19 protein-coding genes are annotated in these 24,838 nt (G+C 72.8%); 4 read left to right on the plus strand and 15 right to left on the minus strand.

Annotated features, from left to right (window positions below; genetic code table 11):
- Window positions 1–83 precede the first annotated feature (83 nt).
- Genes ettA through AC07GB_RS37250 form a run of 3 tightly spaced genes read left to right on the plus strand, consistent with a single transcriptional unit; the run spans window position 84 to window position 2,876 of the window.
- The gene (gene ettA / locus AC07GB_RS37240; protein ID WP_478853541.1) at window positions 84–1,748 is read left to right on the plus strand and encodes an energy-dependent translational throttle protein EttA; all 1,665 of its coding nucleotides are present in this window, start codon (window positions 84–86) and stop codon (window positions 1,746–1,748) included.
- Between the two features lies 1 nt (window position 1,749).
- Window positions 1,750–2,193, plus strand: coding sequence for an acyl-CoA thioesterase (locus AC07GB_RS37245; protein WP_478853543.1), 444 nt, complete (start codon window positions 1,750–1,752; stop codon window positions 2,191–2,193).
- Window positions 2,190–2,876 (plus strand): DUF8185 domain-containing protein, encoded by a 687-nt coding sequence (locus AC07GB_RS37250; RefSeq protein WP_478853545.1) that lies wholly within the window; start codon window positions 2,190–2,192, stop codon window positions 2,874–2,876. Before AC07GB_RS37245 ends, AC07GB_RS37250 begins: the two co-directional genes overlap by 4 nt.
- Before the next feature lie 24 nt (window positions 2,877–2,900).
- Here AC07GB_RS37250 and AC07GB_RS37255 read toward each other — a convergent pair whose 3' ends face one another.
- On the minus strand, window positions 2,901–3,305 hold the full coding sequence (locus AC07GB_RS37255) for a globin (RefSeq protein WP_478853547.1): 405 nt from the start codon (window positions 3,303–3,305) through the stop codon (window positions 2,901–2,903).
- An 85-nt stretch (window positions 3,306–3,390) separates the two neighbouring features.
- Between AC07GB_RS37255 and AC07GB_RS37260 the strand changes: the two genes are divergently transcribed.
- Entirely contained in the window at window positions 3,391–4,380 is a 990-nt protein-coding gene (locus AC07GB_RS37260) for a methyltransferase domain-containing protein (protein WP_478853549.1), read from the plus strand.
- A 42-nt stretch (window positions 4,381–4,422) separates the two neighbouring features.
- Here AC07GB_RS37260 and AC07GB_RS37265 read toward each other — a convergent pair whose 3' ends face one another.
- From AC07GB_RS37265 to AC07GB_RS37330, 14 genes are all read right to left on the minus strand, one after another.
- Complete coding sequence (locus AC07GB_RS37265) at window positions 4,423–6,465, minus strand: FHA domain-containing protein (RefSeq protein WP_478853551.1); 2,043 nt, start codon at window positions 6,463–6,465, stop codon at window positions 4,423–4,425.
- Window positions 6,466–6,620: 155 nt separating this feature from the next.
- Window positions 6,621–7,964 (minus strand): vWA domain-containing protein, encoded by a 1,344-nt coding sequence (locus AC07GB_RS37270; protein ID WP_478853553.1) that lies wholly within the window; start codon window positions 7,962–7,964, stop codon window positions 6,621–6,623.
- 140 nt (window positions 7,965–8,104) lie between these two features.
- Window positions 8,105–9,457 carry a protein phosphatase 2C domain-containing protein gene (locus tag AC07GB_RS37275; protein ID WP_478853555.1) on the minus strand — a complete coding sequence of 451 codons (1,353 nt, stop codon included), beginning with the start codon at window positions 9,455–9,457 and terminating at the stop codon, window positions 8,105–8,107.
- A gap of 2 nt (window positions 9,458–9,459) precedes the next feature.
- Window positions 9,460–12,099, minus strand: a complete 2,640-nt coding sequence (locus tag AC07GB_RS37280; RefSeq protein ID WP_478853557.1) for a serine/threonine-protein kinase — start codon at window positions 12,097–12,099, stop codon at window positions 9,460–9,462.
- Entirely contained in the window at window positions 12,096–13,424 is a 1,329-nt protein-coding gene (locus AC07GB_RS37285) for a coiled-coil domain-containing protein (protein ID WP_478853559.1), read from the minus strand. The genes AC07GB_RS37280 and AC07GB_RS37285 overlap by 4 nt, the downstream gene beginning before the upstream one ends.
- A 103-nt stretch (window positions 13,425–13,527) precedes the next feature.
- Window positions 13,528–14,556 carry a glutamate ABC transporter substrate-binding protein gene (locus AC07GB_RS37290; protein ID WP_478853561.1) on the minus strand — a complete coding sequence of 343 codons (1,029 nt, stop codon included), beginning with the start codon at window positions 14,554–14,556 and terminating at the stop codon, window positions 13,528–13,530.
- A gap of 40 nt (window positions 14,557–14,596) precedes the next feature.
- Complete coding sequence (locus AC07GB_RS37295; protein ID WP_478853588.1) at window positions 14,597–16,051, minus strand: hypothetical protein; 1,455 nt, start codon at window positions 16,049–16,051, stop codon at window positions 14,597–14,599.
- Window positions 16,052–16,548: 497 nt separating this feature from the next.
- Window positions 16,549–17,526: an N-acetylglucosamine kinase gene (locus AC07GB_RS37300; RefSeq protein ID WP_478853563.1), complete on the minus strand. Its 978-nt coding sequence runs from the start codon at window positions 17,524–17,526 to the stop codon at window positions 16,549–16,551.
- The gene (locus AC07GB_RS37305; RefSeq protein WP_478853565.1) at window positions 17,517–18,782 is read right to left on the minus strand and encodes a 6-phospho-beta-glucosidase; all 1,266 of its coding nucleotides are present in this window, start codon (window positions 18,780–18,782) and stop codon (window positions 17,517–17,519) included. The genes AC07GB_RS37300 and AC07GB_RS37305 overlap by 10 nt, the downstream gene beginning before the upstream one ends.
- Window positions 18,783–18,789: 7 nt before the next feature.
- Window positions 18,790–19,701: a carbohydrate ABC transporter permease gene (locus tag AC07GB_RS37310; protein WP_478853567.1), complete on the minus strand. Its 912-nt coding sequence runs from the start codon at window positions 19,699–19,701 to the stop codon at window positions 18,790–18,792.
- Window positions 19,702–19,706: 5 nt separating this feature from the next.
- On the minus strand, window positions 19,707–20,639 hold the full coding sequence (locus AC07GB_RS37315) for a carbohydrate ABC transporter permease (protein WP_478853569.1): 933 nt from the start codon (window positions 20,637–20,639) through the stop codon (window positions 19,707–19,709).
- Window positions 20,640–20,651: 12 nt separating this feature from the next.
- Complete coding sequence (locus AC07GB_RS37320; RefSeq protein ID WP_478853571.1) at window positions 20,652–21,992, minus strand: ABC transporter substrate-binding protein; 1,341 nt, start codon at window positions 21,990–21,992, stop codon at window positions 20,652–20,654.
- A 63-nt stretch (window positions 21,993–22,055) separates the two neighbouring features.
- A complete protein-coding gene (locus AC07GB_RS37325; protein ID WP_478853573.1) occupies window positions 22,056–23,234 on the minus strand; it encodes an ROK family transcriptional regulator in 1,179 nt (392 codons plus the stop codon).
- A gap of 275 nt (window positions 23,235–23,509) precedes the next feature.
- Window positions 23,510–24,589, minus strand: a complete 1,080-nt coding sequence (locus AC07GB_RS37330) for a mechanosensitive ion channel family protein (protein WP_478853575.1) — start codon at window positions 24,587–24,589, stop codon at window positions 23,510–23,512.
- Window positions 24,590–24,838 lie beyond the last annotated feature (249 nt).

Genomic DNA, 24,838 nt, shown 5'->3' on the forward strand with positions numbered 1-24,838 from the left:
CGGCTATCCGGTTTTCTCCGGGGGGTAGCCGTACGGCAAGATGGGGTGTATCTGCCCACACACTGATTGCCGGACGGTTTCTCTTGGCTGAGTACATCTACACCATGCGCAAGACGCGCAAGGCGCACGGCGACAAGGTGATCCTCGACGACGTCACCTTGAACTTCCTGCCCGGCGCGAAGATCGGTGTCGTGGGTCCGAACGGCGCCGGTAAGTCCACGGTGCTGAAGATCATGGCGGGTCTGGAGCAGCCGTCGAACGGTGACGCGTTCCTGTCGCCCGGCTACACCGTCGGCATGCTCCTCCAGGAGCCCCCGCTCGACGAGTCCAAGACCGTCCTGGAGAACGTCCAGGACGGGGCTCGCGAGGTCATGGACAAGCTCAAGCGGTTCAACGAGGTCGCCGAGCTGATGGCGACCGACTACTCGGACGCGCTCATGGAGGAGATGGGCAAGCTCCAGGAGGACCTCGACCACGCCAACGCGTGGGACCTGGACACCCAGCTCGAGCAGGCCATGGACGCCCTCGGCTGCCCGCCCGGCGACTGGCCCGTCACCAACCTCTCCGGTGGTGAGCGCCGCCGCGTCGCGCTGTGCAAGCTCCTCCTGGAGGCGCCCGACCTGCTCCTCCTCGACGAGCCCACCAACCATTTGGACGCCGAGTCCGTGCAGTGGCTGGAGCAGCACCTCGCGCAGTACCCGGGCACCGTCGTCGCCGTCACCCACGACCGGTACTTCCTGGACAACGTCGCCGAGTGGATCCTGGAGCTGGACCGCGGCCGCGCCCACCCGTACGAGGGCAACTACTCGACGTACCTCGACAAGAAGGCCACCCGCCTCAAGGTCGAGGGCCAGAAGGACGCCAAGCGCGCCAAGCGCCTCAAGGAAGAGCTGGAGTGGGTCCGCTCCAACGCCAAGGGGCGGCAGGCGAAGTCCAAGGCGCGACTCTCCCGCTACGAGGAGATGGCCGCCGAGGCCGACAAGATGCGGAAGCTGGACTTCGAGGAGATCCAGATCCCGCCGGGCCCCCGCCTGGGCAACATCGTCGTCGAGGTCAACAACCTCTCCAAGGCCTTCGGCGAGAAGGTGCTCATCGACGACCTGAGCTTCACGCTGCCGCGCAACGGCATCGTGGGCGTCATCGGTCCGAACGGCGCGGGCAAGACCACGCTGTTCAAGATGATCCAGGGCCTGGAGACCCCGGACTCCGGCAACATCAAGGTCGGCGACACGGTCAAGATCTCCTACGTCGACCAGGGCCGCGCCAACATCGACCCGAAGAAGACGCTGTGGGCGGTCGTCTCCGACGAGCTGGACTACATCAGCGTCGGCCAGGTCGAGATGCCCTCGCGTGCCTACGTGTCCGCGTTCGGCTTCAAGGGCCCGGACCAGCAGAAGCCCGCGGGCGTGCTCTCCGGTGGTGAGCGCAACCGCCTCAACCTGGCGCTGACCCTCAAGCAGGGCGGCAACCTGCTGCTCCTCGACGAGCCGACCAACGACCTGGACGTCGAGACCCTCTCGTCCCTGGAGAACGCGCTCCTGGAGTTCCCGGGCTGCGCCGTGGTCGTCTCCCACGACCGCTGGTTCCTCGACCGCGTCGCCACGCACATCCTGGCGTACGAGGGCGAGTCGAAGTGGTTCTGGTTCGAGGGCAACTTCGAGTCGTACGAGAAGAACAAGATCGAGCGCCTCGGCCCGGACGCGGCCCGGCCGCACCGCGCCACGTACAAGAAGCTCACCCGGGGCTGACATGGCCCGTCATCTGTACAGCTGCCCACTGCGGTGGTCGGACATGGACGCCTTCGGGCACGTCAACAACGCGGTCTTCCTGCGGTACTTGGAAGAGGCGCGGATCGACTTCATGTTCCGGCTCTCGTCGGACGAGGGCCCGTCCTTCTCCGGCGGGTCCGTGGTGGCGCGGCACGAGATCGACTACCTGCGGCCGCTGGTGCACCGGCACGAGCCGGTCACCGTCGAGACGTGGGTGACGAAGATAGGCGCCGCCTCGCTGACGGTCTCGTACGAGATCAAGGACCCCGAGCCGGGTGGGCAGGTGTACGTGCGGGCGACGACGGTCGTCGTGCCGTTCGACCTGCGGGCGCAGCGGCCGCGGCGGATCACCGCCGAGGAGCGCGCGGTCCTGGAGGAGTACCAGGACGACAGCTCCGGTGGTGCGGAGGCGCTGGTCGCATGACCGTGCGGCTGCACTTCGTGGACCCCGGGGAGGCGGCGGACGTGGCCGCCTTCCTGGCCCGCCTGGTCCACTACGACAAGGCGGCGGCGGTCCGGTTGCAGGCGGCGGGGGAGACGCTCGCCGTGTTCGGGCGGCCGCCGTCGTTCGAGGTCCTCGCGATCCGGACGGCGCGGCTCGCCAAGCCGTACGAGGACGGCCTGGACACCTCGCTCGACGTGACGGTGTCCGCGGGTGAGTTCCTGGAGTCCGTGGGGGAGTCGGCGGAGGCGGCGGGGACGGCGGGCACGGCTGCCGTGCCCGCCGCCGTGACCGGGCCGCCGTGGGCCGGTGTGCTGCCGCCCCGGGGCGGCTGGGAGCGGGTTCCGGGGCTCCCGGCCGCGTCCGAGGTGCGGGCCCTGGTGCGGGGGGCCGTGGCGGAATTCCGGGCTCGGGTGGAGGAGTTGGCGCCCGAGCGGAGGGTTCGGGCGGAGCTGGACCGGGTGGGCCGGGAGATCTGGTCCCGGGTCGTGCCGGGCACGGGGCTGCCCGTGCGGGCCGCGCACGCGGCACAGTCCCTGGGGTTCTTGCGGGGGGACTCCCTCGACCTGCTGGCGGCGGGGGTGTGGCTGCGGCTGCGTACGCCGTACGGGTCCGTGGCGCTGCGGCGGGCCGGGGCCGGAGCCCTGGCCGTCAGCCCTGTGTGAGCGCTCGCTCGGCGGCGGGGGCCGTCAGCCCGGGGTGTTCACCATGGAAGCCGCCGCGTACGTCAGGTAGTTCCACAGCGTGCGCTCGTGCTCCGCGGAGAGGTCCAGGGAGTCCACCGCCGCGCGCATGTGCGTGAGCCAGGCGTCGTGGGCGGCGCGGTCGACGGTGAAGGGCGCGTGGCGCATGCGCAGGCGGGGGTGGCCGCGGTTGTCGCTGTAGGTGCGGGGGCCGCCCCAGTACTGCATCAGGAACAGCACGAGGCGCTCCTCGGCCGGGCCCAGGTCCTCCTCGGGATACATGGGGCGCAGGAGCGGGTCCTCGGCGACTCCCTCGTAGAACCGGCGCACCAGGCGCCTGAAGGTCTCCTCGCCGCCGACCTGTTCGTAGAAGGTCTGCTCCTGAAGCGTGCCGCGCGGGATCTCATTCACGTGTCCATGGTCTCAGACGCCGCGGCCGAGGACGGAAGGCTTAGGACCGCTCGCATCGGCGGGCGGGGAGCAGCACAGTGGGGGTATGGGTGCGCAAGCTCCGCTCAGGGACGAACCCGACCCCGTCGCCGCCGCCGAGGCGCGGGCCGCTCTGGTGCGGGACATCGAGGCGGGCGGCGCCTTCGAGGGCGACCGGGGCTGGCGGGAGGCGTTCGAGGCGGTGCCGCGGCACGTGTTCGTGCCCTATTACTACGTGAGCGTGGCCGGGGGCTACGAGCGGCTGTGGGGCGAGGACCCCGATCCGGTGCGGCGGGCCAGATGGCTGCGCGGGGCGTACGCGGACGCGCCGCTGGCCACGCGGGTGCGGGACGGTGACCTCGTCTCCTCCAGCAGCCAGCCCTCGCTCATGGCCAAGATGCTGGTGGAGCTACAGGTCGGCGACGGAGGGCCGTACGACGTCCTGGAGATCGGGGCCGGCACCGGCTACAACGCGGCGCTGCTCGCGCACCGGCTCGGGGAGGGCCACGTCACGACCGTCGACCTGGACCCGGAGATCACCGAGTCCGCGCGGCGGCACCTCGCCGCGGCCGGGTACCGGCCCACCGTCGTCACCGGGGACGGGGCCGCGGGATGCGCCCAGGGGGCGCCGTACGACCGGATCGTCGCGACCTGCACGCTGAACTCGGTGCCGAGGCCGTGGTTGGCGCAGTGCCGGCCCGGGGCTCTGGTGCTCGCGCCGCTCGCGACGGGGCTCATCGCGCTGCGGGTGCGGGACGCCGCGCACGCGGAGGGGCGGTTCCTGCACACCCCCGCGTACTTCGTGCCGCTGCGCGGCGGCAGCGGCCGCGTGGAGCGGGAGCCGCATCTGGGAGGGCTGCCGCGCAGGGCGCTCCAGAGTGAGCTGTTCCGCTTCCTGCTGGAACTGACGGCCGGGACGCTGGATCCGTACGAGGCGCTCGCGCTGTGGCAGCGGGAGGGGCGGCCGGTGCGGGAGCGGTTCGGGGTGACGGTCAGCGGGGAGTACGCGTGGGCGTGGCTGGACGACCCCGAAGGGCCGTACGCCTGGCCGCTGTGACGGCGGGCGTACGGCCCTTCGGGGTGTGAGCGCGCGGTGGGGTCAGTCGCGGCGGACGGTGATGGTCGTCCAGGCGCCCACGTGCACCTTGTCGCCGTCCTGGAGCGGGACGGGGACGAAGGGCTGGATGGGCTCCTCGCCGCCGTTGACCGTGGTGCCGTTGGTCGAGTTCTGGTCGACGACCGCCCAGCCGCCGTCGGGCTGCTGGACCAGCATCGCGTGCTGGTGGGACACGCCCGGGTCCTCCGGCGGCACGGACAGATCGATGTCGGGGGTGTCGCCGGTGGAGTGCCGGCGGCGGCCGATCGTGATCTGGTTGCCGACCAGGGGGTGGTGCTGCTCGGGCGAGTACGCGGGCAGGTTCAGGCCCGCGGCCTCGGGGCCGCTGCGCTGCATCATCGCCATGAAGTACTCGCGGTCGGGGCCGACGGTGGCGGTCCAGTTCGCCGGGCCCTGCGGCTGGGCCGGGGGCGGGAAGCCCTGCCCGGGCTGCCCGGGGGCCTCGGCCGACGGCGGCGAGATGACCCAGTCGTCACCACCGGTCTGCGGCCCCGACGGGCCGGGGCCGGGCGGCGGGGGCCCCTGCGGAGCACCGGTCTCGCGCGGGAACGCGGGCGGCGCCGGGGGACCCTGCTGGAACCCCTGCGGCGCACCGCCCCCGGGGCCGCCGGACGGACCGCCGGACGGGCCGCCGCCGAAGGGCGGGATCGGCTCTGCGGGACGGTTCACCTGCGAGGGGCGGGAGCCTTGGTAGTCGAAGGGGTCCTGGCCGGTGCCCTGGGGGCCGCCGGAGCCCGCGGACGGGGGGAACTGGGAGGCGGGGTTCGGGCCGCCAGGACCGCCAGGGCCGCCGGGGCCACCGGGGCCGCCAGGGCCGCCGGGTCCAGCGGGGCCGCCGGGGCGGCCAGGACCGTTGGGCCCGCCCGGGCCGCCGGGTCCGCCAGGTCCGCCCTGCCCACCAGGGCCTTCGGGCGTGCTCGGACCACCCGGGGCGCCGGGGCCGTCGGGGGAGCCGAAGGGGCGGGGGCCGCCGGGGCCATTCGGGCCGCCGGGACCACCGGGGCCGTTCGGGCCGCCGGGACCACCGGGGCCGTTCGGGCCGCCGTAGGGGCCGGATGCACCGGGGCCACCGGGACCGCCGGGACCGCCAGGTCCACCGGGGCCTTCACCGAAGGGACGGGGCCCACCAGGACCCTCGCCGAAGGGACGGGCGCCACCGGGCGCACCGGGCGCACCGGGCCCGCCGGGACCCTCGGAGCCACCGAACGGCCCAGCGCCGCCCGCCGGACCGGGGCCGCCAGGGCCACCGGGGCCGCCCGGCCTGCCAGAGCCCTCGGGGCCGCCGTACGCACCAGGACGATCCGGGCTGCCGTACGCACCCGGCCCGCCAGGGCCTCCCGGGCCGCCAGGCCCGTCCGGACCGCCGAAGGGCCCACGGCCTCCGGGCGCACCCGGGCCACCAGGCGCGCCAGGACCGCCGGGCGCTCCGGGACCACCCGGGCCGACGGGCGTGGGCGCGCCAGAGCCACCGGGCCCACCGGGCCCGCCGAACGGACCGGGACCACCCGGCGCACGCCCAGGACCACCGGGGCCACCAGGACCGCCAGGCGCACCGGGGCCGCCGGGCCCACCAGGACCGCCAGGCCCGTCAAAGCCAGGCCGCCCCGGACCGCCGGGCCCACCAGGACCGTGCGGCCCGCCCGAGCCCTGAGGACCGTCGAAGCCGGGCCCCCGGCCGGGGCCGGGCATGGTGGGCAGGGGCGGGTTGGGCGCGGCAGGGGTGTACGACGTCGCCGTGTTCGTCAGGAAGTTCCAGCGGCACTCCTCGCAGAACGGCGCGTTCGCCTCGCGGGGGGTGCGGCACTGGGGGCACAGCTCGGGCTCGCGCCCCGGCGCCGGGGCCGGGTGCGGGCGACCGCCGCCGGGAGCGGGCGGCGGGCCGGGCTGCCCGGGCGCGGGCGGGTAGCCGTACCCGGCGGCCGGGGGCGGCGGGGGAGGCGGCGGTACGGCACCGGCCATGCGGTGACCGCAGACCTCGCACCAGTCGTCGGAACCCGACTGGTGTCCGTTCGGGCAGGTCGGCATGTCGGCGCTTCCCCCTCTCCTTCTCCGGCCAAAGGGCCGTGTGCGGTGCTTGTCCGGTACGGGCAGACGTAGCTGTACTGCGCCGTCGTATCACGACGCTCCGTACCGTCGTATGACGAGGGACACGTCGCTTGCTCGTGCTACTTCTGCTCGTGCTACTTCTTCACGCGCACGGTTTTCGTCGAGCGCGTCTCGAGCGTCATCTCGTCGGCCTCGGCGACGCGCGCCTTCAATCGAACAGTACCTGTCGTGGCGTCCACGACGTCCACCACCTTCGAAAGCAGTTTCGCGGTGTCCTCGTTGCCGGAGGCACTGGCGAGCTGAACGGCCCGGCCCAGCTTGGCCGTTGCGCCGTCGAGGTCGCCCAGCTTGCGGGCGTCGAGGCCCTGCTGGATCACCTGGGCCAGCTCGGCCTGGCCGGTGTAGTGCGCGACCTGCGGATTGATGGAGGTGGAGGCCGACAGGTCGTCCGTCCACACGGCCCGCACCAGGCCCTGGGACAGGGTCTGCGCGGTGCCGTCGCTCTGCGGCACCACCAGGGAGACGCGGGCGGCGAGCATCTCCTGGCCGAGTTCGGCGCCCGGGACGCGGACGCAGACGTGGTAGTCACGGGACTCGTCGCCCCAGGAACCGGTGGGGTAGTCACCGGCGCGCGGCCCCGCCTCGGTGCGCCGGTCGGTCAACTCCTCGACGGTGGGCGCCACTTGCTTCACGAAGACGATCTCGACGCCCATCGGGGTCCACAGCCGCAGGCTGACGTCGGCGACCTCCTTGCCCATGGCCGTCTCCATCATGCGCGTGAAGTCGTCGGCGAGCCCGGCCGGATCGGCGACGATGTCGGCGGTGCCGAGCAGCGCGGAGGCGACGCCTGTGACCTCTTTCACCTCCCAGTCGGTGCCGACGCCGCGGGCGTCGCAGGTGAAGCGGCCCGCGCAGGCGTCGAGGGAGGCGCGCAGGGCGTCGGGCGACTCGTGTTCGTTGCGACCGTCGGTGAGCAGGATGCCGTGCCGTATCGACACGTCGGCGGAGGCGAGCAGCCGGTCGGCCAGGCGCAGCCAGGTGCCGATGGCGGTGCCGCCGCCCGCGCTGAGCTTCCGCAGCGCCTCCTTGGCCTGGGCGCGGGTCTGCGGGCCCGCGACGGCGAGGCGGCCACCGCCGGGGTAGACCTCCTTGGCGACGTGGGTGCCGCCGATGACGGCGAAGTGCACGCCGTCGCGCAGGGCGTCGACGGCGGCGGCCGTGGCGTCGCGGGCGCCGCGCATCTTCGTCGGCGGGTAGTCCATGGAGCCCGAGCAGTCGACCATGATGGCCACGGCGGCGTCCGGGCCCTGGCCCGCCGCGTACAGATGGGGCGCGCTGACGGCGGAGCCGATGGTGCCGCCGCCGGTGGAGGTCACCGTGGCGATCGCGTTGACCTCGCGGCCGCCCTCCGGAAGGTACTCGTTCTGATAGACGTCGACGGTGAACTGCGGGACGCTCGACTTGAAGAAATTGGCCATGGTTGCTGTTCCCCCCTGAGACGGTTCCCACGGCGGTCCCACGGTGTGGGCGCACGCATGAAGTGCGGGTGCACGGCGGCCCGTCGAGGCATGCGCCGTACGAGGGCCCCGGCGCCGGCGACGGCGTCGCGCCCGGACCGCTAGGCCGATCCTGCCCCTCGCGACGCGGCGGGGAACGGCAGGACCGCCACTGTTACGTTGTCGTGGCCGCCGCCGTCGAGGGCGTGGCCGACGAGCACCTGGGCGCTGTGCAGCGGCCGCAGCGCGGCGTCGGCGGGCACGGCCGCGGCCATGTCCTCGGCCGCCTCCGCGTAGTTCCACAGGCCGTCGGTGCACACCACCACTACACCCGCACGGTCCGGCTTGAAGGAAGCGGTGTGCGGCTCCAGTTCGTACGCGTCGGCGCCGAGCCAGCCCGTGATGGCGTGGGCGCGCTCGTCGGCGTAGGCCTCGGCCTCGTTCATCAGGCCCGCGGCGACCATCTGGGCGGCCCAGGAGTCGTCCTCGGTGAGGCGGACGGCGGGGCCCGTGCGGTCGACGGGCACCCAGTAGACGCGGCTGTCGCCGACCCAGCCGACGACGAGCAGGCCGCCGGTGACGACGGCGCCGACGAGGGTGCAGGCGGGCGCGTTCTGGTGCGGGTGGTGCTCGCGGGCCGTGGCGGGCTCGGCGGCGAGGGCGTTGACGGCGTCGGCGGCGGCGACGATCGCGTCGTGCATGGCCTGTTGCGGGTGGGTGCCGCGCGGCAGGGCCGCCCGCAGGGACGCGTCGGCGGCGCGGGACGCCGCCGCCGAGGCCTCGTCGGGGCGGGTCGCCGATGACACGCCGTCGCAGACGATCGCGACGACGGCGGGCGAGCCGTCGGGCAGGGCGGCCGTGGAGATCGCGAAGGCGTCCTCGTTGCGGTGGTGGCGCAGGCCGCGGTCGCTGACGGCGGCGACGGCGTCCAGCTCCCGCTCCATGTGGTCGCGCTCGCGCGGCTGGGCGTGCCCGCAGTTCTCGCAGTAGCCGTCCGGCGCGACGCTGCCCGCGCGGCAGGCGACGCAGAGCTTGACCTCAGCGGCCTCAGAGGCCTGAGCGGCCCCGGCCGCCGGGGTGGCGGCGCGCGGGTCGGGGGCGGGCAGCGGGTAGTCGTGGGACTGGGGGGACTGGGGCGCCTCGGCGCGGCCGGCGTGCCCGTCCCGCGAGTCGGCGCTCTCCCGGACGCTCACGTCGTCCGCGTCCTGGGTCTCGCTCGCGGCGATGTCACCCCGGCTGCCGAGCGTGGCGCCGGGGGCGGCGGGCCACGCGGCGGGCCCGGCGGGCGGCGCCGCCGGGGGCTCGGCGGCGGAGCGGGGCAAGCCGTTGATCGCAAGCGTGGGGCGGTCGTCCGGTGACACCGGGGCCGCCGAGAGGTTGTAGCCGCACGCGCCGCAGTACAGGTCGCCCGAGTCGAGGGGCCACTCGCAGCTGGGGCACGTCGACAGGGCCGCCGGTTGGTGCATTTCCGACATCCTCACACCCACGTCCGGGGGCGGAAGCGGTTTGCCCGCTCCACCAGTTCGATCCTTTCCTCGCCACCCTGGGCGAGCCGGGCGAGCGTCCGGTACGCGCGCTCCAGACCGAACCGGAGGCCGCGCTCGTCCAGATCGCTGCCGAGCAGTACGGTCCGCGTGTGCCGGTCGCCGGAGGCCGTCGACGGGGCGGAAGCGTGACCAGAGTGCCTACCGGAGAGTACCCAGTCGAGCGCGGTGCCGAGCACCTCGGTCGACAGGTGCTCCCTGCGCACCGCGTCGAGGCCGAAGCCCGCGAGGGCCTCCACCTGCCCCGCGGCGGCCGTCAGGTCGTCGAGGAAGCCCGCGCCCGGGCCCTTTGCCGTGTCGAACGTCATACGCCGTCGCAGCCGGGCCCGCACCGCCGCGACCCGGGCCGCCGTGTAGTGGATCGACGACTCCGGTACGGACTCCAGGGTCCGTACGGCGCCCGCGCGGTCGCCGGTGGCGAGCTGGACGCGGGCCAGGCCGAAGGCGGCGCTGACGTAGCTCGGGTCGGTGGTCCACACGAGGCGGTAGTACTCGGCGGCGTTGTCCAGTTGGCCGAGGACCTCGGCGCACAGGCCGAGCGCGAGCTTGGGCGCGGGCTCGCCGGGGAACGCGTCGTAGATCGCGTCGAAGGACAGGGCCGCGTGCTCGTGGTCGCCGGTGGCGAGGGCGGCGACGCCCCGGTACCAGACGACCCGCCAGTCGTCCGGGTAGTCCGTCTCCAGGGACTCAAGGGCGCCCGCGGCCAGGGTGTGTTCGCCCAGGGTGAGGCGGACGCGCAGCTCGCGCAGGCGGAGTTCGGCGGAGCGGGCGGGGGCCGCGCGCAGGGCGGCGAGGAGTTCGCCGCCGCCCGTGGAGTCCACTAGGCCTGCGAGGAAGCCTGCGTTGGGGTCGGCGGGGTCGACCCGGGGGACGGGCAGGGCCAGGGCTGCGGCCGGGGTGTCCAGGGGCTTTACGGGTACGGGGGCCGTGTCCTCTCCGGCGGGGGCCCCAGCTGCACGGGCGCGGGGCACCTCGGGCTGTGCCCACCCTTCCCCGAGCTCTCGGCTTCGCTCGAGCAGGGGAGGCCCCACTCGCCCTGCGGGACGATTGCCCGCAGCGGCACCAAGAAGGGAGACCTCGCCCTCGATCTGCCCGAACAGCTCCGTGTCCGTGACCTTCAGTTCCGGGCCGAACAGCGTCGACAGCGCCGGGCGCGGGCGGCCGCTCTGGAGGGCGACCACCTCGCGGAGGACGCCCGTGAGCTGCTCGGACATCTCCTGCGCCGAGGCGAAGCGGCGGGCCGGGTCGGGGTCGGTGGCCCGGACGAGCAGCCGGTAGAAGGACTCGTACCGCCGGAAGACCTCGATGTGGTCGGGGTCGGGCAGGGAGTCCACGAAGACGTTGGTGTAGCCCTGGAAGTCGAAGGTGAGGACCGCGAGGGTGCGCGCCACCGTGTACAGGTCGGAGGCGACGGAGGGGCCGACCTCGGCGACCTCGGGCGCCTGGTAGCCCACCGTGCCGTAGATCGCCGACTCGGCGTCGTCCATGCGGCGGACGGCGCCCATGTCGATGAGCTTGAGCTGGTCCTCGGTCTGGATGGCGTTGTCGACCTTGAAGTCGCAGTAGAGCAGGTTGCGGCTGTGCAGGTGGCCGAGGGCCTCCAGGGCCTCGATGCCGTACGCGCACGCCTGCTCGACCGGCAGCGGGTCGCGCTTGCCCGCCGTGGTGCGGCGGCCGTTGGCGATCTCCTTGAGGGACTTGCCGCCCACGTACTCCATGACGATGTAACCGTCCATGGAGCCCGTGCGCTGGTCGAGGTGCTCGACGAAGTTGTAGATCCGCACGATGTTGGCGTGCTCGATCTCGGCGAGGAAGCGGCGCTCGGCGATCGCGGCGGCCATGGCGTCCTGGTCACCGGTGTCGAGCAGGCCCTTGAGGACCACCCAGCGGTCGGACACCGCGCGGTCCACCGCCAGGTACACCCAGCCGAGGCCGCCGTGCGCGAGGCAGCCCACGACCTCGTACTGGCCGTGGACGACGTCGCCCGGGTTCAGCTTGGGCACGAAGGAGTACGGGTGGCCGCACTTGGTGCAGAAGCCCTCCGTGCGCCCCGCCCGGTCGCCGCGCGCGCGGCCCACCGGGGCGCCGCAGTCGGAGCGCGAGCAGAACCGCTTGCGCTCGGGCACCTCCGGGTCGCGCTGCACCGCGCCGCGCGGGTCGGGGCGCGGTACCCCCGGCACGGCGACCAGGCCCATGCCGAGCCGGGAGCGGGCCGAGGAGCCGCTTGAGGTGCCCGAGCTGCGGACGGAGACCGACCGCGACGACGTACGGCCCGACAGGGAGCGCGAGAGGCGGCCGGAGACCGAGCGGCGCGAGGACTGGGAGCGGGACGAGCGCGAACTGCCGCGCGTGGAGCGGGAGGCGGCGGACCGGCCCGACGCGGCCGAGCCCTTGCCGCCGCCGGTGACGCCGGTCGCGGGCGAGCCCACCATGCCGTGCGGCGAGACGACCGGGGCGAGCCCGCAGGTGTCGCAGTACAGCTCGCCGCCGCCCACGTCCTCGTACGCGCCCGTGCAGCCGGGCCGCTGGCACGGTCGCGGCCCCGTCGGCTTCTGGGCCGTGTGCTCGCTCATGCGTCCCCCCTCCGGTCGACGGGCCCGCCCGGTTGCGGGACCCGCGGTGCAAGGGCCTCGGCGGCGGCCTGCTGGAAGCGCAGCACCGCCTGCTCGGCCACGCGCAGGTCGCAGGGCGCGCTCCAGAGCATCCGGCGCGCGGCGTCGTACCGCTCGATGAGGAACGGGTCCTCGGCGAGGCCGTGCCGGGCGACCTTCGCCTTGTACGCGTCGAGGCGGCCGCGCAGCTCAGCGCGGACCGCGAGCGGCGCGGTGACGGCGGTCAGCGACTCGCGGGCGCGCAGGAGTTCGTCCTCGGCCTTCTGCTCCAGGGACTCCAGGAGCGGCGAGAGGCGGTGCCACTGGGCGTTGCGGCGGTAGTCGGCGGCCGTCGCGAGCTGTTCCTGGAGGGCGGTCGGCGGGCCGGAGACGGCGGGTACCTCGGACGCGGCGATCTTCGCGAGGACCTCGCCGCGCGCGGAGCGGGCCTCGGCGAGGGTGCGGTCCGCGCGCGACAGGAGGTCGCGCAGCTTGCCGAGCCGGGTCTCGGCGTCCTGGCGGACGGTGAGTACGGCGTCGATCTCGCGGCGTACGTCCTCCAGGGCGCGGGCCGCGTTGTCGTAGCGGTCGGTGTGCGGGCGGCCGCCGCCGGGGGCCGAGCTGCCCGGCGCGGGCTGCCAGAACGCCAGCGGGTCGGACACCACCTGCTCGCGCAGCAGGGTCAGCTCCTGGGTGATGTTCTCCAGGTCGTCGCCCGAGGGGTGCTCGCCGGGGCGCACGCCCACGGAGTGCGCGAGCTGCCGGGTGCGCTGGAGTTCGGCGGCGAGCAGGTCGATGCGGGCGGGCAGCGCCGACCAGACGGCGTCGGCGGCGACGACCGTGTCCAGGGAGTGCGCGTACAGGTCGTTCATGCGCGCGACCAGCTCTTCGAGGGTGAACCGCTCGGTGAGCTTGGCGGGTCCCGTGATCGAGGAGGCGGGTCCCGTGATCGAGGGGGCGGGCCCGCCCGCGAGGGTGACGCTCTCGCCGCGCAGGAGCAGCGTCAGCTCCATCAGGTCGTCGCGGTTCGGCCAGCGCCTGCGCTCGCGCACCTCGCGCGCGGTGCGCAGGGTGGCCGCGTACGCGTCGAAGTACGTCCACAGGAGCGTGATCTGGTGCTCGGCGCCGAGCCACCGCTCCTGGGTGGCGCCGGTGAGCCGGGCGCCTTCGAGGAGGCGGCGGCCCGCGTGGTCCTGGAGGGCGAGGAGCGAGGTCTCGATCGCCTCGTGTTCGGCGTCGAGGCGGGCAAGGGCACGGTCCACCTCGTCCCGGTCCATGACGGGGCCGGGGGGTCCCGCGACGCTCATCGATCACCTCTCCGCTCTACGTGTCCACGTGTATCAGGTCATTCATCGGCTTCGGCGTCTCCTGCGGCTCCGGGAGCCGGGGGCTGCCCTCCTTCGGGGGCGGTCAGTCCTTGTACTTCGGCTTCGGCGGGCGCGCCGACCGCCTCAGGTCGTCGGCGAGCCAGGTGTCGTACGACTTCTTCCAGCCGTCCTCGCGGTAGTCCTCCAGGACGTCGTTCACCCGCCGCACCAGGTCGTCGGCGCCCTTCTTCATCGCCACGCCGTAGTACTCGGTGGTGAACGGCTGGCCCTTCAGCGCGACCGTCGGGTCCTGGGCGGCCTGGCCGGCGGCGAGCGCGCCGTCGGTGAGGACCGCGTCCACCTGGCCCAGCTGGAGCCGTACCAGGCAGTCGAGTTGGTTCGGCACCGTGGTCTTGATGTCGGCACCGAAGCTGTTCTCCTTGAGGGCGGTCTCCGCCGTGGAGCCCGCCGCCGAGCACACGCGCTTGCCCTTGAGGGTGTCGTTGTAGCCGGTGATGGTGGACTTCCTGGGAGCGAGCACCTGCTGGCCGGTCTCGAAGTAGGCGGTCGAGAAGTCGACTTGTCCGATGCGTGTGCAGTTGATGGTCATGGTGCGGACCACCATGTCGACCTGGCCGCTCTGGAGGGCGGGGATGCGCTGGTTGGTGGGGATGGCCCGGAACACCACCGCGTCCCGTTTGCCGAGCAGGCGTTCGGCGATCTCGTGGGCGAGGTCGATGTCGAAGCCCTCCAGCTCGCCCTTCTTCTTGTTCGGGTCGCGGTAGCCCCAGCGGTAGCTGTTCTGGTCGACGCCCACGACGAGCTTCCTGACCTTGCGCTTCTTGATCGCTTCGAGCACCGGGCCGTCCTTGGGCGAGGGCCGCAGGCTGCGCTCGGGCTCCTTGCACTTCTCGTCGGCGCGCGCGGGCGCGGCCTGCGTGAGCCGGTCGGCGGCCCGCGAACCCGCTTTCGCCGCCGCGCCGTTGCCGCCGCCGTCGCTGAGCCGGGGCAGGACCAGGGCGAGGGCGCCTGCCAGGAGGCAGGCGAGCGCCATCATGGCCACGCCTCCCCAGCCGCGCAGCCGCGCCACGCCCCCGCCGTGCCACCGGGCTCCGTCACGTCGCGTACGCATCGTCCTCGTGCCTCCCTTCACCCCGTCACCCCTGCCCCGTTCACCGGTACTCCGACAGCCTGCGGCCGATGCCGAGCACCGCGCCCGCCGCGCCGAGGACCGCGAGCACGGCGGCGCCGACGGGCAGGCCCGCCATCGCGCCCTTGCCGTCCTCCGCGGCTCGCTGGAACTCCCGCTGCTCGTGCGCGAGTGCCTCGTCCAGGGCGGCGTCCACATTGTCGAAGGACTCACCCGTCGACTCGCCCTTGGCCCCCTCGGAGCCGATGACCTTGTCGAGCGCGGCCTCGTAGTAGCCGGCGTCGTCGCTGGCGCGGGCCGACTTGTGCCGGGCCTTCCACTCGGTCACGTTGTCCGCCGCTGCGGCGACCGGGCGCTGCCCCGCGTCGTCGTCGGCGAGCCGGGTCGCCTGCGAGAGCAGGCCCGAGCCGCCCGCGAGGCGGTTCATCTGCTGCTGGTAGGCCGTGTCGAACTTGTCCTTGCCGTCCTCGGTCGTCTCCGCGCCCCGGCTGACCAGCGTCAGGTTCTCGTTGCCCCGGGCCTTCAGGGAACTGATCCGGGCGTCGTTGAGCACCGTCAGGGACCGTACGCCGTCGTCGTACGACGTGGTGAGGCCGGAGCGGGCCACGGTGTGGCCGACGACGAGCCACAGCAGGACGACGGCGGCGGCCGTGCTGGCGGCCAGCAGGCCCGCGTTGAACACCCGGTTCGTGCGGCGGTAGTTGCGGCGCTGCGTCCATACGAGCGCGGCCAGGGCGAGGGCGCCGAGGGACAGGGCGGCCCACGGGTAGGGCTCGGCGTCGGCGTAGTCGTCGTCCAGGCGCTCGTTCTCGGCCTTGTAGAGCTTCTCGGCGGCGGGGAGCATGCGGGTCTGCATGGTGTCGTTCGCGTACCGCAGATAGGCGCCGCCGAGGGGGAGGCCCTGGCGGTTGTTGGCGCGGGCCCGCTCGATCAGGGACGCGTACCGGGGCAGCAGCTTGTTGAGCGCGCTGATCGCCGCTGCCGACGAGCCGTTGCCGCCGGAGCCCGCGTTCGCCGCGGCCGTGGCCAGCTTCTCGCTGGCCCGCTCGATGTCCCGCTGGTAGCGCTCCCTTATGTCCGCGGGCTCCTGGCCGCCGCCGAGGAAGCCGGTGGACGCGGCCGTGTTGGCGTCCGCGAGGGAGCGGTAGATCGCGGCGGCGTCCGCGGTCAGCGGCTGGCTGCGGTGCAGGACGCGGTCCGCCGCGTCCGCCCGTGACGTCGTCTCCCACGTGGTGACCGCGCCGAACGCCAGGACCAGGGCGGCCAGGACCGCGCCGATGACGCGGAGCCTGCCCGGTTCCGTGGTGGCCGCCTTGCGCAGGCGCTTGACGCCTTCCGCCCAGGCGGGCTCGCGCGCGGGGGCCTTGGGCGGGGGGCCGGGCAGGGGGTCGGGGCGCGCCGCGGCGGGCGGGGCCTCGGGTGCCATCGGTGCCTTGGGCGCCTTGTGTGCCTCGGGTGCTGCTGGCGGGTGTGTCACCTGGGCCTCGACCTCCCCCTTGGTCAATGGGCGTGGCACCGCCGCTTCTTCCTGGCCCCTGGGCCTTGGGCGGGAAGTGGTGCTCGGGCGCAAGTATCTCCGGCGGGGCGGGGTTGCGCACGGGGCTTGGCCCGATCTTGTGCGAATGCGGTGGGCCGTGCACCTGGGAACACGCGCTCGACTCCCGTCCGGTTCCCTTCCCGCCCCCCTCCGCTACCGCGGCGGGTTCCTCCCACCCGCCCGCCCGTTCCCACCCCGGCGGCCTGGCCGGGCCCCGGCCTGGCGGCTTGCGGTTCGTCGTTCGGCTGTCCCGCCGCTGCCGCGGCGGTTTCTCCCACCCGCCCGCCCGTTACCACCCCGGTGACCTGGCCGGGCCCCGGCCTAGCGGCTTGCGCGTCTGCTTTCGTGGGCGGTTAGTACCCAGCCCGTCCGGCGTTTGAGGACAAGCGCGTTAGCGCGGTTCTTTGAGCTGGGGTGGTGATCGGGGCCCCGGCGGGTCAACGGGTGTAGTGGTGGCGGAGGCGGTGGTGGGAGGTTGGGGGGGAGTCGATGGTGTCGAGGGCCAGGAGGGCCGCGCCCAGGACGGGGCGTTCGGTGACGACGCGGGGCACCGCCTTGGGGGCACGCTCGGCGAGCCGCAGGCGTACCCCGTCGTCGAGGCGCCGGTGCCGCGCGGCCAGGACGCTGCCGCCGAGGAGCACGGGCACCTCCTCCTCCAGGAGGCCGAGGCGGGCGAGCGCCACCGTGGCCATGGCGACGACCTCCTCGGCCATGCGGTCGACAAGGGCCCCCGCGACCGCGTCCCCGGCCGCCGCGGCGGCGAAGAGGACGGGCGTCAGCTCGTGCTGGCGCGCCGCCTCGATGCGCCCCAGGTGCAGCGCCTCGATGAGCGCGTACATGGAGTCGAGCCCGAAGTGCGCGGGCAGGTCACGCATCAGCGCGGTGGGCCCGCCGCGCCCGTCCTCGGCGCGGGCCGCGTGCCACAGGGCCTCCTGCGCGAGGTGGCCGCCCCCGCCCCAGTCGCCGGAGATCTTGCCGATGGCGGGGAAGCGGGCGGTGCGCCCGTCGGGCAGCATGCCCACGCAGTTGACGCCCGCGCCGCACACCACGGCGACACCGCGCGGCTCCGCGTCCTCGACGAGGCCGGCGCGCAGCACCGCGAAGGTGTCGTTGCGCACGTCGACGGTCCCGCCCCAGCCGCGCCGGCGCAGGGCGTCGGTCAACTCCCGCTCCTCGACGGGGAGATCCGCGTTGGCGAGGCAGGCCGAGACATGGCCGACGGAGGTGAGGCCCGCCTCCTCCAGGGCCCGGCCCACCGCCTCCGCGAGGACGTCCACGGCCGGCTCGACGCCGACCTGCGGGGGCCGGAATCCGCCGCCGCGGGCCGTGCCGACGACGCTGCCGTCGGCCGCGACCACCGCGACGTCGGTCTTGCTGTTGCCCGCGTCGATGGCGAGCACGGAACTCACGCCCACGCGAGGTGCTCCCGGTTGTGCGCGATCAGCTTGTCGGTGAGCTGGTCGGCGTACGCGTACTGGCCGATCAGGGGGTGGGCGAGCAGCGCCTTGAAGACGCGGTCGCGGCCGCCGTGCAGGGCCGCGTGCAGCGCCAGGTCCTCGTACGCCGTGACGCTCGCGACCAGGCCGGAGAAGAGCGGGTCGAGCGAGGGCACGGCGAGCGGCGTGGCGCCCTCCTTGCCGACGGAGGCCTGGACCTCGATGACCGCGTCGTCGGGGAGGAAGGGGAGCGTGCCGTTGTTGTAGGTGTTGACCACCTGGTAGGGGCTGCCCCCGCCGCCCAGGAGGGACGCCGCGAGATCCACGGCCGCCTCCGAGTAGAACGCGCCGCCGCGCTTGGCGAGCAGCTCCGGCTTCTCGTCGAGCGCCGGGTCGCCGTACATCGCCAGCAACCGCCGTTCCATCTCCGCCACTTCGGCCGCCCGCGAGGGCTTGGTGGCCAGCTCCCGTACGACCTCGTCGTGCTGGTAGTAGTAGCGCAGGTAGTAGGACGGGACGACGCCCAGGCGGTCCACCAGGGTCCGCGGCATGCGCAGGTCGGCCGCGACGGCCTCGCCGTGCTCGGCGAGCAGGCCGGGCAGGACGTTCTCGCCCTCGGGGCCGCCGAGGCGGGCGCCCAGCTCCCAGGTGAGGTGGTTGAGGCCCACGTGGTCGAGGTGCACCCGCGCCGGGTCCACGCCCAGGTGCGCGGCGAACTTCCGCTGGAAGCCGATCGCCACGTTGCACAGGCCGACGGCCTTGTGCCCGGCCTGGAGCAGCGCGCGGGTGACGATGCCGACGGGGTTGGTGAAGTCGATGATCCAGGCGTTCGGGTTGGTGCGGCGGACGCGCTCGGCGATGTCGAGGACGACCGGGACGGTGCGCAGGGCCTTGGCGAGGCCGCCCGCGCCGGTGGTCTCCTGGCCGACGCAGCCGCACTCCAGGGGCCAGGTCTCGTCCTGCTGCCGGGCCGCCTGGCCGCCGACGCGCAGCTGGAGCAGGACCGCGTCGGCGTCGGCGACGCCCGCGTCCACGTCGGAGGTGGTGACGATCCGGCCCGGGTGGCCCTGCTTGGCGAAGATGCGCCGGGCGAGGCCGCCGACGAGGTCGAGGCGCTCCGCCGCCGGGTCGACGAGGACGAGTTCCTCGATCGGCAGGGTGTCCCTCAATCGGGCGAAGCCGTCGATGAGTTCGGGTGTGTAGGTCGAGCCTCCGCCGACCACTGCGAGCTTCATTGCTGAATCAGCCCTTTACTCCGGTGAGGGTGACGCCTTCCACGAAGGCCTTTTGTGCGAAGAAGAAGATGACGATGACCGGAGCCATGACAAGGAGGGTCGCCGCCATGGTCATGTTCCAGTTCACCATGTGCGCGCTCTTGAAGGACTCCAGGCCGTAGCTGAGGGTCCAGGAGCCCGGGTCCTGGGCCGCGTAGATCTGCGGGCCGAAGTAGTCGTTCCAGCAGTAGAAGAACTGGAAGAGCGCGATCGCGGCGATGCCGGGCTTGGCCATCGGCACGATGATCGTGAGGAGCGTACGGAACTCGCCGCAGCCGTCGACGCGCGCCGACTCGATGTACTCCTTGGGGATGGTCAGGAGGAACTGCCGGAGCAGGAAGATCGAGTACGCGTCGCCGAACGCCATCGGGATGATCAGCGGCCACAGCGTGCCGGACAGGTGGAACTGCTGGGCCCACACCAGGTACATCGGGATCACGATGACCTGCGGCGGCAGCATCATCGTGGAGATGACGAGCAGCATCGCGGTGCGGCGGCCGCGGAAGCGGAACTTGGCGAGCGCGTACGCGACGGGGATCGCGGAGCACACGGTGAAGAGGGTGCCGAGGCCCGCGTACATCAGGGAGTTGCGCCACCAGGTGAGGAAGCCGTCGGTCTCGAAGACGGTCCTGTAGTTCTCCCAGTGCCAGGAGGACGGCCACAGGTCACCGCTCATGGCCTGCTCGTCGCTCATCACGGATGTCAGGAAGACGAAGACGAAGGGCAGGACGAAGAGCAGGGCCACGGCTATCGCGACGCTGTGCACGGCGATCCAGTGGAGTATCCGCTTGCGGCGGGCGCGGGCGGCCTCCGGGCCGTGGGGCCGCGCGGGTGCCGTGGCGGACTGCGCGGCGGGCGCGCTGAGTGTCGTGGAAGTCATGGGGATCAGTCCTCCGCCGAGAGCAGGCCCGAGCGCTTGCGCATGAGCAGCAGGGTCGCGGCCATGGCGATGGCGAAGAGCACGAGCGAGAGCACGCACGCCGCACCGGTGTTGAAGTTCTGGAAGCCCATCGAGTAGACGAGCTGCGGGACCGTGAGCGTCGAGTGGTCGGGGTAGCCGGGCTGGATGACCGAGCCGGGGCCGATGTTGACGCCGGAGGCGACCTTCCCCGCGACCAGGGCCTGCGTGTAGTACTGCATGGTCTGCACGATCCCGGTGACCACGGCGAACATCACGATGGGTGTGATCGACGGCCAGGTGACGTACCGGAACTTCGCCCAGGCGCCCGCGCCGTCAAGGTCGGCGGCCTCGTACTGCTCCTTGGGGACGTCGAGCAGCGCCGCCATGAAGATCACCATGAGGTCGCCGATGCCCCACAGGGAGAGCATCACGAGCGACGGCTTGGCCCAGTTCGGGTCGTTGAACCAGGTGGGCGCGTCGATGCCGACCTTGGAGAGGATCTCGTTGACCGGGCCCGAGCCGGGGTTGAGCAGGAAGACGAAGGCGACCGTGGCCGCGACGGGCGGGGCCAGGTAGGGGATGTAGAACGCGGTGCGGAAGAACCCGACCCCGCTCTTGATCTTCGTCACGAGCAGCCCGAGCGAGAGCCCGAAGAGCACGCGCAGGGCCACCATCACGACGACCAGCCACAGCGTGTTCCACAGGGCGGGCCCGAAGAGCGGCATCTGCTCGAACACGTACCGCCAGTTCTTCAGGCCCACGAACGTGGGCTCCTTGATCTGGTTGTAGTGCATGAACGAGAAGTAGACGGTGGCGATCAGCGGGTACGCGAAGAAGACGCTGAAGCCGATCAGCCAGGGGGAGAGGAAGCCGAGCACGCGCAGTCTGCGGCGCGTCGGGGGTGAGAGTGTTGCCATGGCGGGCCCTCCTCAGTTCTCCGACTGGAGGTTGTCGGCGTCGATCTGGTCGTCGAGCTTCTTCAGGCCCTCGCGCAGGTCCTTCGCGCGTCCGGCTTCCACGGAGTACGCGTAGTCCGCGAGCGAGACGACGTACGCGTTGCCGTTGGTGGTGGGCGGCAGCGCCTGGCTGTGCTTGTTCTCAAGGATCTTGAAGAAGGTGCGGAACCTAGGATCGGCGTCCAGCTTCGGTGACTTGAGGGCCGCGTACGTGGACGGCACGTTGTGGATCGCGTTGGCGAACCTCACGACCTGGTCGGTGTCGGCCGTCAGGAACCTGACCAGCTCCCAGGCCGCGTTCTGGTGCTTGCTGCTGTGCGCGATGCCCGCGACGGTGCCGGTGACGAAGCCCCGGCCGTAGCGGTCCTCCTGGTCGTCGGGCACCGGAAGGGGCGCGACGTCCCAGTTGAACTTCGCCTTGGCGTCCTTCAGCATCAGGCCGCGCCACTCGCCGTCCAGGACCATGGCGAGCTTCTGGGTGAGGAAGGCGTTCTGGCCGGACATCTCGTCGCCGAAGGTCAGGCGGAACTTCTCCAGGTCGTCGAAGCCGCCCTGCGCGTCGATCAACGCGTTCGTCGTCTTGAAGTAGTCGTACGAGGCGGGTTCCTTCGCCAGCCGCGACTTTCCGTCGGCGTCGAAGTAGCGCGGGCCCCACTGCGCGAAGAGGCGGTCGGGGCTGCCCTGGTAGAGCCGGAAGTTGGGCATGTAGCCGACCCGCTCGTACGAGTCCTTGCCGCTGCGCACGGTGAGTTTCTTCGCCGCGGCCTTCAGCTCCGACATGGTGCGCGGCGGGCGCTTGATGCCCGCCTCCTCGAAGAGGTCCTTGTTGTAGTACATGCCGAACGCGTCCGCGAGGAGCGGGAGCGCGCACTGGTTTCCCTGGTAGCTCGTGTAGTCGAGCAGGGTCTGGGGGAAGGTCTTCTTCTTGTCGAGCCCGGTCTTCTTCATGAACGGGTCGAGGTCGACCCACATGCCCGAATCGCAGTACTGGCCCACGTTGTTGGTGGTGAACGACGACACCACGTCGGGGGCCTCGCCGCCGCCCGCGCGCAGGGCCTGGTTGATCGTGGCGTCGGTGACGTTGAGGGTGGCCTTGACCTTGATGTTCGGGTGCAGCTTCTCGAACCGGTCGATGCTCTCGTTGATCGCCTTGACCTCGCCGGGCGCCGACCAGCCGTGCCAGAACTTCAGCGTCACGGGTTTGGTCGGATCGTCGTCGTCGCTGCCGGTGCTCGGGTTGGCGCAGCCGGACAGGAGCAGTCCGGCGGCGGCGAGCACGACCGGCACGCGTGCGCGTATGCGCCATCGCGGCATGGCGGACTTCCTTTGCGGGAGGGAGCGGGAGAGGGGAGGGGAGGAAGGGAAGGGGGGTGTGGCTCAGGCCGTGTCGAAGAGCGTGTCCCGGGCCTGGGTGAGGGCCGTGCGCAGGGCGCCGGTGAGGATCGGGTCGCCGTCCAGCTCGCTGACGCGCAGGAGCGGGCGCGGCAGGGCGAGGCCCGTCAGCTCCTCCTCGACGCGCCGGAGCAGCGCCTCGCCGCCCGCCTGCGGGACCTGGCCGGACAGCACGACGAGTTCGGGGTCGACCACCGCCACGACCGCGGCGAGGCCGGTGGCGATGTGGCCGGCCAGCTCGTCACGCGCGGCGGGGTCGGCGAGCGCGTCGGTGAGCGACGCGGCCCCCGTGCGCTTGCGGATCGCGTAGGCGGAGACGAGGCTCTCGAAGCCGCCGCGGTAGGACTCGGGCGTCGGCTCGGGGCCGCGCAGGAGCGGGGCGCCCGGCACGGGCATGTAGCCGATCTCGCCCGCGCCGCCGGTCGCGCCGCGCAGCAGGGTGCCGCCGAGGACGATCGCGGCGCCCACGCCCTCGTCCAGCCAGGCGAGCACGAAGTCGTCGTGGTCCTGGGCGGCGCCCTCGTACTGCTCGGCGATGGCGGCGAGGTTCACGTCGTTCTCGATGGTGACCGGGGTGCCGAGCACCTCGGCCAGTTCGGCGCGCAGGGTGCGCGAGTGCCAGCCGGGCAGGTGCGGGGCGTAGCGGAGCCGGCCGTCGTGCGGGTCGATGGCGCCGGGCGTGCCGATGACGGTGGCGCGCAGGTCGTCGTGGCCGAGCCCGGCCCGGTCGAGGGCGCCGTCCACGGCCTCGACGACGAGCTGGGCGGTGCGGTGGCGCACGTCCTCCGCGACGGCGTCGGCCTCGATGCGGAAGCGGCCCACCTCGCGCCCGGTGAGGTCGGCGACCAGGGCGGTGAGCCCGGTGGGGTCGGCGGACAGGGCGGCGACGCCGCCGAGGGCGGGGTCGATCTCGTACAGGACGGCGTTCGGTCCTGGCCGGCCGCTCTGGCGGCCGGTGGTGCGGACGAGGCCCGCGCTCTCCAGGCGGCTGAGCAGCTGTGAGGTGGTGGGCTTGGACAGGCCGGTCAGCTCGCCGATGCGGGTGCGGGTGAGCGGTCCGTGGGCGGCGAGCAGGTCGAGCGCGGCGCGGTCGTTCATGGCGCGGAGCACACGGGGCGTGCCCGGCACACCGGGCGACCCGTTGGACGGGGTGGTTCCGGCCATCGCTTACGACACCTGCCCTTCGGCGGCCCGCCTTCCTCACAGCACTGTTAGGAAGGCTTCCTATTGGTTGCGAGGAACGTAAGCCGCCGTGAAGGACCCGTCAAGAGTGGGCGGCGCGGGGGCAACCAAGTCGTTATCTGCGGAGGAACCCCGGGGGCGCTCATGCGGGCCGGATACGCCGAAGGGGGCGCCCGGTCGGTGCCGGGCGCCCCCAAGGGCGGTGAAAAGGCTCTGCGACAGGTGTCCGAAAACAGTCGACCGGCAGGGCCCGTCGGCTACTTCGACAGGTTCGGCGGCGGTATCGGCGAGGCCGTGAGGGACTGCGGGGACGTCGCCGAGGCGTAGGCGGACGGCGCCGCCATGCCCGCCGTCGGGTCGGCGGCAGGCGCCTGCTCCGGCGCGAGCGGCAGGCCGCCCACGATGCGGATGCCCGCCGCGTCGAAGGCCCGCTTGATGCGCCAGCGCAGCTCGCGCTCCACGCCGAGCGACTTGCCCGGCATCGTCTTCGCCGAGACGCGCACCACCATCTGGTCGAGCAGCACGCTGTCCAGGCCGAGCACCTCGACCGGGCCCCACAGCTGCTCGTTCCAGGGCTCGTCCTTGCCGATGCGCTCGCCGACCTCGCCGAGCACCCGCTTGATCTTGTCCAGGTCCTCGTCGGGGCGCACGGTCACGTCGACCCCGGCCGTCGACCAGCCCTGGGAGAGGTTGCCGATGCGCTTGACCTCGCCGTTGCGCACGTACCAGATCTCACCGTCGTCGCCGCGCAGCTTGGTGACGCGCAGGCCCACCTCGATGACCTCGCCGGAGGCCACCCCGGCGTCGATGGAGTCACCCACGCCGTACTGGTCCTCCAGGATCATGAAGACGCCGGAGAGGAAGTCGGTGACCAGGTTGCGCGCGCCGAAGCCGATCGCGACACCGGCCACACCGGCCGAGGCGAGCAGCGGCGCGAGGTTGATCTCGAAGGTGCTGAGCACCATGAGGGCGGCCGTGCCGAGGATCAGGAACGACGCCACCGAGCGCAGCACGGACCCGATGGCCTGCGAGCGCTGCCGCCGCCGCTCCACATTGACCAGGAGCCCGCCGAGCGCGGTGCCGTCCACGGCCTGCGCCGTGCGGTTCATCCGGTCTATGAACTTGGTGATGGTGCGCCGCACGAGCACTCTGAGGACCATCGCGATCACGACGATCAGCAGGATGCGCAGGCCGATCGCGAGCCACGTCGACCAGTTCTCCTCGACCCAGCTCGCGGCGTTCTGGGCGCTCTCGTGGGCGTCGTCGAGCGTCACGGGTTCCGGTGACTTCGTCGGGTCCGGGTCCGTCCCGGCGGCCGAGAGCACGGACAGGAACACGGCGGGTACCTCCAGGCATAGCGGTCTGCCCAGGAGATGCGCCGGGCAGACCCACCACACTAACGGGGCATTGTGTGGGGATCGTTGTCATGTTCGAAGGCGATCGCGTGATCACCCGGTGACCAGCGGCTGGTCACGGGTGGGGGCACGTGTCATCAGCGGGTCCCGCGGGGTGTGGTTGAAAACACTTCAAGGCCGTTACCGGCACATGGTGGCGCTACGACCAGGCATGAGGGGAAACTGGTCCAC

The organism is Streptomyces sp. NPDC045778, from assembly GCF_056431945.1.